4 protein-coding genes are annotated in these 14,755 nt (G+C 64.7%); all 4 read right to left on the bottom strand.

The window, feature by feature from the left end; all coding sequences use genetic code 11:
* Positions 1-201: 201 nt before the first annotated feature.
* The 4 genes from AB6M95_RS00610 to AB6M95_RS00595 all read right to left on the bottom strand — a co-directional run bounded on the left by AB6M95_RS00610 (position 202) and on the right by AB6M95_RS00595 (position 14,462).
* Entirely contained in the window at positions 202-1,542 is a 1,341-nt protein-coding gene (locus tag AB6M95_RS00610) for a TolC family outer membrane protein (protein WP_371384790.1), read from the bottom strand.
* Between the two features lie 263 nt (positions 1,543-1,805).
* Positions 1,806-2,636 (bottom strand): hypothetical protein, encoded by an 831-nt coding sequence (locus AB6M95_RS00605; protein WP_371384789.1) that lies wholly within the window; start codon positions 2,634-2,636, stop codon positions 1,806-1,808.
* A 72-nt stretch (positions 2,637-2,708) separates the two neighbouring features.
* Entirely contained in the window at positions 2,709-11,408 is an 8,700-nt protein-coding gene (locus AB6M95_RS00600; protein ID WP_371384788.1) for a cadherin-like domain-containing protein, read from the bottom strand.
* Between the two features lie 633 nt (positions 11,409-12,041).
* Entirely contained in the window at positions 12,042-14,462 is a 2,421-nt protein-coding gene (locus AB6M95_RS00595) for a VCBS domain-containing protein (protein ID WP_371384787.1), read from the bottom strand.
* Between the last annotated feature and the right edge of the window lie 293 nt (positions 14,463-14,755).

Here is a 14,755-nt window from a genome sequence, read left to right as displayed (position 1 = left end):
GCCGAGGGCCGGAAGAACCGAATCGCTTGATGAGGGGCGGGCGGAGGGATGCAATCCAATGATTGCAGGCCGTACATGCCTGCACCGGGAAATCCGGACAGCCTGCCCGTGGAGAGGGAGGCCCCGGCCGCGCGCAAAAGAAGAAGGGGCGCAGCCACGATGGCTGCGCCCCTGGAAGACTGTTCTCGCAGTTCTTCTTGGCTATTTGGCGGCGGTGGTCTCCGCGGACATGTTGTCGTAGGTGCTGGGCGCGATCTCCAAAGTCTTCATGAGCTGACCTTCGAGGGCCAGGAACTTGTAGACGGTGAAGTCGCGGTTCATGGTCGCGGTCTCGAGCTGCACGCGGTTGGAGAACACCTCGTTGGTGGCGTCCAGGAGGTCGAGCAGGGAGCGCTGGCCCACGTTGAACTGCATCAGGTACATGTCCAGGGATTCGAGGCTGTACTGCAGGGCTTCCTGGTACTTCTCGATCTGGCTCAGGCTGGACTGGTAGTCGGCCCAGGTGGAGGCCACCTGGCGGATGATGTCGTCGGTGGTGTCCTGAAGGTTGTCCTGCGCCTCGCGGATGCGGGCGGCGGCAGTCTTGATGTCGTAGTAGTCGCTGGTGCCGTTGAAGATGTTCCACTGGGCGCGCAGCATGGCCTTGTTGTCCTGGACATAGGAATCCACGCCGTCGAGGTTGTCGGTGTGGCGGGTGGACAGGTAGGCGTCGACGGTCGGGTACATGGTCGACTCGAGCTGGCCCTTGGTCTGTTCGGCCACGTTGATCTCAGCCTTGTACACGGCGATCTTGGGGTTGTTGTCCAGGGAAAGCTGCAGGATGTCGTCGGCCTTGCCGGGGATGTAGTTCGGCAGGTACTGGGGATCGGCAAGGGACGTGGGGGCCGTTCCCACGGTGCGGATGTACTGGGCCTCGGCGGTGCGCAGTTCGCCGGTGTAGGTGACCAGGGTGGTCTCGGCGCGGGCGACGCGGCCCTTGGCCTGCATTTCGTCGGCGCGGTTGCCCGCTCCGCCCTGGACGCGCTCGGTGATGGAGTCGAGCAGGTTCTGGTGCGCGGCGATGTTGTCTTCGGCCAGGGAGACCAGCTTGCGCAGGCGGACCACATCCACATGGGCGCGGACGGCGTCCAGGCCCACGGTTTCGACGTTGTCCACCAGTCGGCCTTCGGCCGAGGTCAGGCGGGCGCCTTCGCGCTTGAAGTCGTGCCAGCGGTCGAAGCCGTCGAAAATGGGCTGGGTCAGGGTGGCCCGGAAGTCTGTCGGGGTGCGCCAGCGCTCATCGGTGTTGTTGCGGGTGGTGGCGCTGCTGTACTGCTGCTTTCCGTACTCGCCGGTCAGGTCGAGGGACGGGAAGAAGCGGCCCAGCGCGGAAAGCTTGGCCTTGGCGACGGCGTCCTTGTTGTTCAGAAGCGCCTTGATCTGCGGGTGTTGTTTCACCGCGGCGACGACGCTCTCCTTGAGCGTCGTCTTGCCGTTGTCGGCAAAAGCGGGCACCGACAGCGACAAGGCGAGGATGAGAATTGCGAGAACATGCTTTTTCATTTTATTCCCCATATTCGGGTTTTGAAAGGTACTTACTGCTAAACTTGTAGCCGGTTATATAATTATGGTCAAGATTGGCGGGGCCCGATCTTCACAAATTCAAGAAAGCCGGGCCTCGGCGACCCAGGTGCCTGATTGTCTATGAATATCGAATAGATGTTTCCGCCGGATCGGTCATGTGCCCGCAGCTGCAGCCGAGAAACAAAAAACGTGCCCCGCAGGACACGTTTTTGTCTGTCGGATGGGGGGCACGCCGTGTAAAACTAGTCCACGTGCCGACCGGAATGGATCAGGTGGGTGATGAGGTCGTCCCCGGAGTGGTTCGCGTCGATGTGCAAGTCGTGCGTGGGCATGTCCGGGTGCGACACGCCGAGCAGCTTGACCACGATGTCGTCGCCCGCGTGGTCGTTCTGGCTGAGGATCACCGAGGTCAGGTCGTGCTCGTTGTCCACCACCACGTCCCTGACGGACATGTTGTCGGGCAGTTCCAGGTGGTTGCTGCCGAAGGTGAAGTTTGTGACCACGATCTCGCTCTGGCCGTGGCCGAGGACCGAGGGGTCGATGAACAGGCCGCCTTCGTTCGCGCCCGCGTGGAGTTCGTGGCCGTCCATGTGCGCCTCCGCGTGGCCGGGCTGGTGGGCCGTGTGCCCGTTCACGAAGAGGTCGTGCTCGGGCAGGTCCACGAGCAGGGCGTCGTGCGGCAGGTCCGCGCCCGGTTCCGCGACGGGGCCCGTGTTCAGGGCGTAGGTGCCGTCGCCCAGCAGGGAGATGGAGAAGGTCCCCTCGTGCCCGCCGGGGTTGAATCCCGCGTCGTCGAACAGGACGGGGTGCATGATGTTGCTGTTGGCCAGCACCCAGTCCCCGGCGTCCTTGATGAAGTGGAAGTCCGCCCCCAGGTCGACGGCGGCCCGGTCCACGTCCGGGAGGAGGAAGAACCGGATGTCGGCGTCGCCCGCGAACATGCCCACCAACTGGCCGAGCATGGCCGTGTCGTGGCAGTCGGACAGGACGATCTCCGGATCGACCGGAACGTTCCCGTCAAGGGTGTAGGTGCCGAGCATCGTGGTTTCGTTCATATACGTACTATCGGTCATATCAGTCTCCTTGTATAGGAGAAAATCGCAGTCTGTCGCCCTTTCCCGGCCGGGCCGGGGAATGTTCGTCGGTTAGGACGAATGCCCTCCCGAGCTGATGATGTGCTGGATCACCGTGTTCAGGTCGTCGCCCGAGGCGGAGATGTTCACATGGTGGTCCACCGCGTCGTGCGTCGGGGGCAGCACGCCCTGGAGGGTGATGGTGATGTCGTCGCCCGCGGGGTTCACGTCGGCGATGGTCAGGACCAGGTCGCCGCTGTCCCCGGCGGAGGTGACGTCCACCACGCCGTCCGTCAGCGCGCTCAGATCGAAGTGGTCGCCCTGGCCGATGTTGAAGTCGGTCACGGTCATGGACCCGCCGCCGTCGCCCGGGGTCAGGTAGGACGGGTCGATCATGATGGTGTCCGCGCCCGCGCCCAGGGTCACGGTGTCGTGCCCGGAGCTGACGAAGATGGTGTCGTCGCCCGCCCCGGCGTGGATGAAGTCGTTTCCGGCCCCGCCCCACAGGGTGTCGTTGCCGTTGCCGCCGAACAGGTAGTCGTTGCCGTCGCCGCCGTACAGGTGGTCGTTGCCGTCGCCGCCGCTGATGAAGTCGTGGCCCGCGCCGCCGTAGATGGTGTCGTCGCCCGCGCCGCCGTAGAGGAAGTCGTTGCCTCCATGGCCGCTGATGATGTCGTTGCCGTCCTGGCCGTAGACCAGATCGCCGCCGTCGGTACCGGAGAACTGATCGGCGCCGTCCGTGCCGTGGAAGGCCGTGGTGTTGACGTGCACCGGGACGTACAGGGTGGCGGTGTCGGTCAGCCCGTGGGAGTCGGTCACCTGGTAGGTGAATTGCTCCACGGTGGGCGCGGTCAGCCCGTCGGTGGTGATGGAGTGGACGTTTTCGTTCGGGGTGTAGGTCCACTGGCCGTTTTCCGCGATCTGCACGGTGCCCCAGGCGCCCACGCCCGACCCCACGAGGGCCGCGGTCATGGCCGCGTCGTCCGAGCTGTACACGTTGGCGAACAGGGAGCCGCTCACGGGCGGCAGGGTCAGCTCGCCGGTGGTTCCGTGCTGGACCCACTCGCCGCCCATGGTGGCGTTGATGTAGTTGAGCGAGAACGAGGTCCAGTTCGCGCCGGTGATGGTCACGGACTTGATGAGCAGCTCGCCCGTGCCGTCGGCCTCCCCGTGGCTGCCGGCGATGTAGTACTGGTTGTTGTTGGCCTTGGTCAGCACCACGGTGCCCGTTCCGTCGGTGTAGGTCGCGTTGTTGCCGCCCGAGCCGACGTTGACGGTGAAGGTGTGGCCGTTGCTGTCCGTGATGCGGAAGACCACGCCCTCGCCGGTGCTGACGTCGTTGAGCATCAGATAGAGCTGCTCGGGCAGGTCGTGTCCTTCCTGGCCGAAGTCCAGGGTCAGGGCCTCATGGAACAGCGGCGCGTTCTCGATGTTGTGGCTGTCCGGGAAGATCGGGGTGTTCACGCCGATGCCGTTGGACTGCTCGCCCACCCAGGCGGGGAACCCGTCGATGGTGGCGGACACCTTGAGCCCCATGTCGTGGGCCAGGGTCTGCCATTCGTTGGGGTTGCCGTCGGTCTGGTTGGTGAAGTTGATGTCATGCCCCCAGCCGCTCTGCCACTGGTAGGCGGGTTCCTGGGTGTCGGTGACCATGGCCCCGTGGCCGAGTTCCGCGTGGGCGACCAGGGTGTTGATGGTCGCATTGACCTCGATCACGCCGTAGTCCACGGCGCCGTCCGTGTCGGACACCTGGTAGGTGAAGGACTCGGTGTAGTCGCCTGCGGGCAGGCCGTCGTGGGTGGTGTAGGTGTAGGCCCCGTCGTCGGCGATGACCAGGTCGCCGTACTGGCCGTGCACGGTTGCGCCCGCGCCGTCGTCCGTCAGGCTGAAGGTCCCGGAGTCGCCGTTGAAGTCGCCGTTGGCCAGGTGCTGGTCGTATTCGGCCTGGGTCAGGTTGTCCAGGTCGCCCGCCGCCGCGCCGGTAACGGTCAGTTCCGTGGAACCGGCCGGGAAGCCCGGGCCGTCGGTGTAGTCGGTGTCCTGGGCGTCGTGGTCGTTTGCCAGCACGTTGCCCATGATCACGGCGGCTTCAAAGGTGCCGGACAGATGGTCTACCGGATCGGAGCCGGTGACCTCCTTGAGGGCCACCGAGGCGTTGGGATCGTCGGGGTCGGCCATGACCACGACGGTGCCGATGACGGCGGTCGGGCTGGAGAGCGTGACCACGTCGCCGGATTCGCTGATGACCAGGTCGTTGATCGGGTGGCCGTCGGCGTCCCAGGCCTGGAGGGATTCCTGGCCGTTGCCGTCGCCGGTGAGCTTGAGGCTCACGGACGTCTGCGGGTCGTCGAACTGGATGAGCAGCCGCTCGGCGTTGCCGTTGTTCTCGATGAACTTGTCGTCGCCGCTGTTGCCGCCGTTCCCGTTGCCGTTGCCCTTGCCGCCCGAGGCGGACTCCACGCCGTAGTGGGAGCCGTTGTTGTTGCCCCAGTCGCTCAAGGTGGCCTGCACCCACTTGCCGGACTGGGCGTCGTACTCCTGGGCCACCAGGTGGAACGCGTCGGACCCTTCCACGTTGCCGATCACGCCGCCGTCGCCGGTGATGGAGCCCGAGCCGGAGCCGGTGTCGTCCACGGCCACGGGCGGGGTATTGTCGTCCACCGGGGTGATGTCGATGGCCAGGTCGGCCGAGGCATAGCCGCCGTTGCCGTCGGTCACGGTGTAGGTGGCCGTGGGCACGTCGCCGTCGTAGTCGGCCGCCGGGGTGAAGGTGTAGGAGCCGTCGGCGTTGATGACCAGGTCGCCCACGCCGTCGATGTGGGCGGTCTCGCCCGCGCCGTAGGTGGCGGTGTCGCCGTGGACCGTGAACTGGGTCACGGTCAGGCTGTCGCCGTCGATGTCGGAGTCCTGGCCCGCGTGCGTGCCGGGCGTTCCGTCAATGACGTTGCCGGTGGCGGTATGGTCCTCGAGCACGGTGACGGTGTCGTTCGCGGCGACGGGCGCGTCGTTCACCGGGGTCACGTTCAGGTAGACCGTGGCCGTGTCCGTGGCGCCGTGGTCGTCGGTGATGGTGTAGGTGAAGGAATCCGCGCCGTTGTAGTTGGCGTCCGGGGTGTACACGACCTCGCCGTTGACGACGGCCACCGAGCCGTGGGCCGGGTCGCCCAGGCCGGTGATGGACAGGTGGTCGTTGGGCAGGTCGGGGTCGGTGTCGTTGGCCAGGACGTTGATGGAGATCGAGGAGTCCTCGGCCACCACGATGGCCCCGTCCGTGGACGAGTAGTCGGCCACCTGGCCGGATATGGACTGGACGTAGAAGCCGTCCTCGGAACTGCCCGCCGGTTCCACGACCACGTACACGAACGGCTCGGAGCCGGTCAGGTCGATGGTCGGGTCGGTCTGGTCCACGCCCACGTTGTAGGTCCCGACCACCTCGCCGTCCGCGTTCAGCAGGGTGATGATCGCGTCGTCGTCGTGGTCGGTGTTGTTGAAGTCGGCCAGGGTGATGGTCGCATGGGTCTGCGGATCGTCGAACTGGAAGGTGACCTTCTCGGCGCCCTGGGTGGTATCGATGGCCGAGTTGTCGCCGGGGCCGGTCTTCACGCCCAGGCCGAAGGTGTCGTGGATGACCGTATGGTCGGTGGTTTGGTCCTCGACGATAGTGATGCCGTCGGCCGCGAAGCCGTTGGCGATGTTCAGGGCCACGTCGTGGGTCGCGCCGGTCAGGCCGGACACGCCGTCGTCCACGGCGTCGGGCGCGTCGTTGAGGCCGTTCACGGTGATGACCAGGTCGGCGGTCTGGGAAACCGGGTCGTTGTCCACGGTGTCGCCGTCGGTCATGGTGTAGGTGAAAGTCTCGGTGGGCGCGTCGCCGGGCGCCAGGGTGTTGTCGGTGGCGGTGTAGGTGTAGTCGCCGTTCGCGCCGATGACCAGGTCGCCGTGCTCGCCGTGGATGGTCACGGTGCCGTCCGCGCCCCATTCCGCGTGAGTTCCGGTGATCTGGTGTGCGGCGAAGTCCACGGTGGTGTCACCGAAGGTCACCTTGGTCACGGACATCTCGCCGGGCGTGTTGTCCGCGTCCACGTCGTTGGCCAGGACGTTGGCCGAGACCGAGTAGTCCAGGCCGTCGCCGTTGGGCTCGTGGACCGAGGCCGCGTCGTTCACGGCGGCCGGGTCCTCGTTGACCGAGCCGGGGAGCATGTCCACGGTCACGGTGTAGTCGCCGTCGCTGACCTGCCCCTCGCTGTCGATGGGCCGGTAGGTGATGGTGTCGGTTCCGGCGAACTCCACGTCCACGTATTGCAGCTCCCAGTTGGCGTTCCAGTCGCGGGGGCCGTCCTCGGTGGTGCCGAACACGACCTTGTCGAAGTGCTCGCCGCCCAGGATGGTCTGGTCGAGGACGAGTGACTGGAAGGTGTCGCCGTCGCCGCCGGTGATGGTCCCGGACTGGCCGGTGATCGCGTTGGTCCAGGTCATGACCGAGTTGTCGACCGTGCCCGAGGCGATCAGCTGGCCGTTGTCGTACACGGCCCAGGTGGCCTGGCCGTTCTGCTGGCTGCCGTGGTCGAAGTAGCCGCCCAGGCCGCCGAAGCCGATCTCGGCGTAGGACACGTCCCTGCCCTCGAAGGTCATGGTCAGGGTCTCGCCGGAGTCGAGTCCGTTGTGGCTGGGGTTGGCCAGGCCGTGGTCGATGTGGTCCTGCTGGTCGGCGTAGACCTTGAGCTTGCCCTCGCTGATGTGCGTGGTGATGGTCACGTCCGGGTTCCCGTCGCCGTCGGTGTCGACCGAAAGCTGGCGGGTGGAGTTGTCCTCGGGCTCGCCCCAGGTGTCCAGCCCGGCGTCTTCGGCCAGGCGGGAACCGAGGAGCACGCCCTGGGTCGCGGGGGCATCGCCCTTGTAGGTGAAGTTGTCCAGGTCGTCGAACCGGGTGCCGTTATCGATGTCTTCCTGGGTCACCTCATGGTCGCCGTAGTAGAGCGCGCCGTGGTCCGGCAGGCCGGTGATGACCACCCCGGTGTCCAGGCCGTCGCCCGGCGCGTAGTCGTCTTCCACGTCGCTGATGGGAGCCTGGTCGAAGTCGATGTGCACGGGGGCGCCGTAGTCGCCGCCGTGGACCGAAAAGTCCGCGCCCAGCGGGGCGTCGTTCACGCCGTTCACGTTCACGGTCACGGTGTGCTCGGTGCCGTCGGCGGAATGGACGATGAAATCGTTGGAGAAGCCGCTGTTCACGCCGGACACTTCACCGAGGTGCTGGACCGAGCCGTTGTCGATCTCGTAGGTCCAGGTGCCGTCCGCGTTGATGTGGAAGGTGCCGCCCTGGGAATCGGTGATGGTGTCGGCCTGGAACAGGTTGTCCGGGTTGTCCACGTCCGAGGCGAACAGTCGGCCGGAATCGGTCAGCAGGCCCGCATCGGTGACGCTCACGTCCTCGGTCACGGCCCCGGTGGAGTCGCCGGTGATCGTGGCCGCGTCGTTGGAGCCGGTGACCTCGATGGACAGGGTGGCCGTGTCGGTCGCCCCGAGGAGGTCGCTGACGGTGTAGTTGAACTCGTCGTGGACCACCTGGCCCTGGGCCAGGGCCTGGGTGTCGGGGTCGTCGTTGTTCAGTTCGTACCGGTATTCGCCGGTGGGCTTGAAGTACAGGGTGCCGTACTGGCCCTCGACCGAGGACCAGCCGATCAGGTTCGCGGAGCTCTGGCCGCCGGTTTCCGAACCCTCGGCCCCGGCTCCCATCTTGGTCACGAAGATCACGGAGCTGTCCACGTCGCTGTCGTTGGCCAGGACGAAGCCGTGGGCGAACTGGTTGCCGGCCTCGGTCGCGCCCGCTTCGACCACGGAACCGTTGTTGGCGTCGTCGACGGCCGTGGGCGCGTCGTCCGAACCCAGGACCGTGATTTCCAGGGTGGCGGTGGCGGTGCCGCCCTGGCCGTCGGACACGGTGTAGGTGAAGCTGTCCGTGGGATGGTCCAGGGCGTTCAGTTCATTGACGATCTGGGAGTCGTTGGCGACCTCGTAGTGGTAGGAGCCGTCGGATTCGATGTACAGGGTGCCGTACTTGCCCACGATGGAGGTCTCGCCGCTGATGTCCGCTTCGCTGCCCGCGTTGTCGTCGGCGGTGACGTGCGTGACGGTCAGGGTCGAGCTGTCCGCGTCGGAGTCGCCGCCGATGTTGATCAGTCCGCCCAGCAGGTCCTGGCCATGGATGACGTTGCCCGCGGCGTCGAAGCCGTCGGTGTAGAAGCCCGCTTCCTTGGCCACGTTGATGTCGTTCACGGCTACCGGGGCGTCGTTGGCCCCGTTGATGGTGATGGTCAGGGTGGCGGAGGAGGTGCCGGGGTGGCCGTCCTGGTTGTCGGACATGGTGTAGGTGAAGGTGTCCGTGACCGGATCGCTGTCGGTGTTCAGGAAGTTGGTGGCCTCCGGGTTTTCCGTATAGGTGTAGGACCCGTCCGCGTTCATGTGCAGGGTGCCGTACTGGCCGACGATGTCGAATCCGCCGGTCGCGTCGGCATCGGTGCCGCCGTGGCCGGTGACGGAGGTGACCGTGAAGTCGGTCGTCTGGTTGTCCACGTCGGTGTCGGCCACGCCGCCGTGGTCGTCTCCCGCCAGCACGTTGCCGCTCACGGTGGCCGGGGCCGCGTCGTCCACGGACTCGGTCAGGGTGGCGCTGTCGGCCATGGCTACCGGGGCGTCGTTGGCCCCGTTGATGGTGATGGTCAGGGTGGCGGGTTCGCTGTACACGCCGTCGGCGTAGGGGTTGGTCAGGGTGTAAGTGAATACGTCGGTCTTCTCCTCGCCTTCCTGCAGGGCCTGGACGTTGTCCCACTCGTTGTGCAGCGTGTAGTCGTAGCTGCCGTCCGTGTGGATGGTCAGGGTGCCGTATTCGCCGTCGATGGTCACGGAGCCGTTCGGGTCCATGTTGTCGTCGGTGTACAGGGTGCCGCTGTGGTCGGTCTGGGACGAGACCGAGGAGACGAACATCTGCGTGTCGTCCACGTCGGTGTCGACCACGCCGCCGTGGGCGTCGCCCGCGATGACGTTGCCGGAGATCACGGCGGAGTAGTCGGCGTCGCCCGCGAACCTGAGGCCGAACTCGGCCACGTTGTTGGTGTCGGCCATGGCCACGGGCGCGTCGTTGGCGCCGTTCACCGTGAAGGAGATGTTGGCGTAGCTGAAGGCCCCGGAGTCGTCCATGATCCCGTAGGAGAAGGCGTCCACGTTGTCCTCGCTGCCGTAGTTCAGGGCGTTGAGGGCGTTGTACGCGTCGCCGTCCTCGGGAGTGTAGAGGCGGTAGTCGTAGGAGCCGTCCGCGTGGATGGTCAGCACGCCGAACTCGCCGTTGACCGTGACCGAAGCGCTCGGGTCCATCCGGGCCTGGTCGTAGGCCTGGTCGGCGGAGGGGGTGAAATCGGGGTTCTGCTCGTCGGGCAGGACGTAGTCCATGGTCTGGGTGGCGTGGGAGTATGCGCCGATCACGAACATGGTCTGGCCGTCCGGGGAGTCGCCGCTGTCCACGTCGGTGTCGGCCACGGAGCCCGCGTCGTCGCCGGACAGGACGTTGCCGTGGACCACCACGGACCCGTCCTGGGTATAGTCGTGGTGCTCGCTGTCATGCACGGCCACGTCGCCGCCCGCGCCGCCGTTCATGTCGGCGTCGTACACGCTGGCGTGCAGGCCGTAGTCGCTGGAGTCGCCGCCTTCCACCGCCTGGACGTTCAGGTCGTCGTGGGCCACGGGCGCGTCGTTGGCGCCGTTGACCGTGATGGTCAGGGTGGCGGTGTCGGAGACGAGCCCGCCGGGATCGGTGATGTTGTAGTGAAAGACCTCGTCGTAGGACTCGCCCTCGTTGAGCGCGTCGGCCCAGCTCTGGTTCAGGGTGTATTCCCAGTGGCCGTCGGCATCCACCACCAGGACGCCGTACTTGCCGACGATCACGGTGTCGTCGGACTCGATCCGCACCTCCGACGGATCCGCGCCATCATGGTTCACGCCGTCAAAGTCCATGGTGTACACGGACAACTGGTCGTGGGGAGTGTCCGGGTCGATGTCGTTGTCGATGACGTTGCCCTGGATGGTCCCGTCCGTCTGGGGCGGGTTGGGATAATTGATGTAGAAACCGCCGCCCGTGGACAGGGGGAAGAACTCGCTCACCGCGGGTCCGTCGCCGCTGGAGGCGAGGTGCGCGGCCTCCTGGTACTGCTCCATGTTGTCCACGAAGACGAGGTGGCGGCCGATGGCGAAGTCGGCGTCGCCCTGCTCGGAGATGGACGCGCTGTCGTCGTTGGCCGTGGGCGCAATGGGGGCGACGGGGGCGAGCTGGCCCAGAGCGCCGCTGAGGGTCGGGAAGGCGTGCGTGCCGTAGGCGTCATCCTGGCCGCCCAGGGCGTTGATGCCGGAGGAGAGGGTGCCTGCGTCGTCGTTGTACTGGCCTGCGCCCGAACCGCCGGCCGCGTTGCCCGCCGCGGTCTCCAGGTCCGCGTTCTGGTTCGCGCCCTCAAAGGCGAAGAGGTAGACGTCTCCGGCCACCTGCTCGCCATTGAGCATCTCGAACAGCGGCAGGCTGCCCGTGTCGGCCAGGGGCTCGTAGTTCTCGAGAACCACGGTGCCGCCGCCCTCGACGGTGATTTCGAGGTTGCCGTTCTCCCCGGCGAACACGGCGTTGCCCAGGTCGAAGTCGAACTTGACCGGAGTGTCGGCGTCGAGGTGGTAGGTCTGTATATTGCCGGCTCCGGGGAGCGAAATATGAAGCTGCTGATTGGTCGTGTCCGCCATGGTGAACCTCGGGAGTATGAATTGAAGTGATTCTGTTCGGATCGTCTGAGGGCAAATATATCCATGGTCTGTTTTTTAGTCAATTACGAAAAAGTCTTGCAATACAGTGTGTTAAACTGTGGACAAAGTGAATCGACGGCCATTTTTGTCAGGAGTTGCAGGGGGTGTTCATATGCTTGTTTTTTGACGAATTTTATGGGCTGTTTAAAGTTTTCAACAAGTAATAGTTAGTAAATTTTGTGCGGCGCTGCAGTTTTCCCCATCTACTTCAGCCTCATTTTGACATTCAATTCACCGGTTTTGTTGGTGGAAAAAATATAATTAAAAATGATTATTGTTTTCATGCCGGTTCTGAGTCGTTTCGCCCTCGGCTTGAAGGTCCAAAAATGCGTCGGGCGCGAATGGGCGGTTTCCATCAATACATATAGATGGTCGTGTCGTGCGCGGTGGGCGTCCGCCGCAGGCGGGCGGGGCGGCGGAGAGGGCGTATCTCGCCGGCTCGTGGGGGTATTGACCCGATCGGGCGGCCTTGAGGCAAGCCGGTGCCGGGGGGGCGGTCCTCTTCGAACGGCGAGGGCGCGAGGGAATTCGCTCCCGGTCCGGCCGCAGGACCGGGCCGGGAGCGAGGATTGTTTAGACGGTGTGGCTGCTGTCGATGATCTGTTGAATCACATGGTTCAGGTCGTCGCCGGTGGCAGAGAGGTCCACGGTCGCATGCTGGGCGATCGCGTCGTGGGAGCTGGACATCACGCCCTGCAGGGTGATGGTGATGCTGTTCCCCGCGTGGTTCACGTCGGAGAAGGTCAGGACCAGGTCGCCGCTGGAGCTGGTGGAGGTGAGTTCCACCACGCCGCTTGACAGGTGGCTCAGGTCGAGATGGTCGCCTTCGGTGATGTTGTAGTCGGTCACGGTCATGGACCCGCCGCCTTCGCCGGAGGTCAGGTAGGTCGGGTCGACCACGATGGTGTCCGCTCCCGTGCCCAGGGCCACGGTGTCGTGCCCGGAGCTGACGAACACGGTGTCGTTGCCGTCGCCGGCGTCGATGGTGTCGTTTCCGGAGCCGCCCCAGATGACGTCGTTGCCGGTTCCGCCGTAGATGTGGTCGTTGCCCGCGCCGCCTACCAGGATGTCGTTGCCCGAGTTGCCGTAGATGGTGTCGTTGCCCCCGCCTCCACTGACATAGTCATGGCCCGAGCCGCCGTAGATGGTGTCGCCGTTCGCACCGCCGTATACGAAGTCGTTGCCGTCTTCGGCAAGGATGGTGTTCCCGTTGTCATGGCCGTAGAAGACGTCGTTGCCGTTGGTGCCGAGGTGGAACCCGACACCTAAACTGGTCGCGGCATTGGTGTCGACATGCACGGGGATGTACATGGTCGCCGTCTCGACTCCGCCGGTGGCGCTGTCGACCACCTGGTAGGTGAAGGTCTCCACGGTGGGATGGTCGAGGCCGGTGGTATCGATGCTGGCGCTGTCGTACGGGGTGTAGGTCCATTCGCCGCTGGCGGCGATCGACAGGGTGCCCCAGGCACCCGCGACCGAGTCCATAGCGACCGCGGCCGAGACTTCGGAGCCGTAGCTGTCGAGCACGTTGCCGGTCGCCATGGCGGCCGCCACGCTGCCGGAGGTCGAGGCCGAGGCGCTGTTGCCGTAGGTGGGATTGGCAAGCAGGGTGTGGGCATCGGCCAGGTTGGCGACCACTTCGATGGTCGCCGTGGCCACGTTGCTCGCGGCCCCGGTCGGCGAGGTGTGGTTGTCCCAGACCTGGACCTCGATGATTCTGTCGGTGGTGTCGGGGTTGGCCGAGGTGTTGTTGAAGGTGATCAATTCGATGGCGGACTCATAGTTTGCGATGGTCGTGTCGCCGGTGAGGGTGATCACCGAGCCGTCGCTGCTGATCGTGACGGTGATGCCCAGGGACGACAGGGCGGTCGTGTCGATGTTCAGGGAGTCTCCGGCCTGCGCGTTGGTCAGGGTGATGACCGCCTGGGACATGTTTGCCGAATCCGCGTCCGAGATGTTCACCTCGCCCGCGATGTGGACCGGGTTGAGGCCCTCGTGGAAGGTGTTGTCGAACCCGGTGCCCGCGTTGGCGTTTTCCTGGATGATGGTGTCGTTGAAGTCGTCGTCATCGTCCCCCAGGGGGCTGTCGGAATTGCGCATCTGGTCGTCCAGCGCGATAACGCGGCCCTGGTCGTTGACCGTGAACCGGAAGGTCGCTTCGAAGTCGTGGTTCAGATTCGCGCCGTTGTAATCGTCGAAGCGGACGTCATAGGAATTGGGGTCTCCGTCGAAGGAGATCACCCATTTGCCGGAGGCGTCCTGAGTGAAGACGGGGTTGCCCCCGGCGTGGTCCGCTCCGACCACCAGGAAGTAGTGCAGTTCCTGTCCGTCTTCGATGGTGGTCAGCACCTGGCCCGGCGTGGCGGTGTTCGAGTCCAGGAGAATGATCTCGGGATTGGTCGGGTTGCCGTTCGCGTCGAGCTGGTAGACGCCGATCATGTTGTTGTTTTGCGCATCCTCGCTCACGAAGGTGACGGTGCGCGTGGACAGGTCGAGGGTCGGCGCCGCGTTCTCCGGGGCGGCCGTGTTGTCGAGCAGTATGCCGGTGACGGGATCGGACGTCGGGAAGGCGTGCGGATCGTAGGCGTCGCCCTGGCCGCCCAGGGCGTTGATGCCGTCGAACAGCGCGCCGTGGTCATCGGTGTACTGGCCCGCGCCGGAGCCGCTGGCGGCGTTTCCCGCGGCCGTCTCGATGTCGCCGTTCTGGTCGGGCCCGGCGAAGGCGAACATGTAGGTGTCGCCCGCCACCATCTCGCCGCTGGGCATCTCGAACAACGGCAGGTGGCCCGAGTCGGCCAGCGCCTGGTAGTTTTCGAGGATGATGGTCCCGCCGCCGTCGACCGCGATCTCGAGGTTGCCGTTCTCGCCGGTGAACACGGCGTTGGACGGGTCGAAGTTGAATCTGACCGGGGTGTCGGCGTCAAGATGATACACCTCGGTGTTGCCATTGCCGGGGAGCGAAATCTGTAACTCGTGTATGCTGTTGTCGGCCATGGTGGTCTCCTTGGTATGAACGTGATCCGAAATTTTGAGTGAGCAATCTGTCCTATTTTATACGCATTGACCTTTTTTTAGTCAATATTAAATAATTCAATAAGCCAGTGGGTTATGGTGTGGATAAAGCGTCCAGGGGGGTACTCCCGGCTGGGGTTGCAAGGCGGATTTGAAACGGTTGTTAACAGTGAATAAATACTGTTGTAAATTTTTTTAAACATACCCCTGTTTAAAAAAAAGTGGTCGACGAATGGTTTTCCCCATGAAAAGCGGGTTTTTTGCTACCTTCAACA

This window comes from Pseudodesulfovibrio karagichevae (assembly GCF_041414475.1).
Classification (GTDB): Bacteria; Desulfobacterota; Desulfovibrionia; order Desulfovibrionales; family Desulfovibrionaceae; genus Pseudodesulfovibrio; species Pseudodesulfovibrio karagichevae.
Note: the sequence above shows the minus strand (reverse complement) of the source record. Positions and strands in the feature narration are given on the sequence as shown.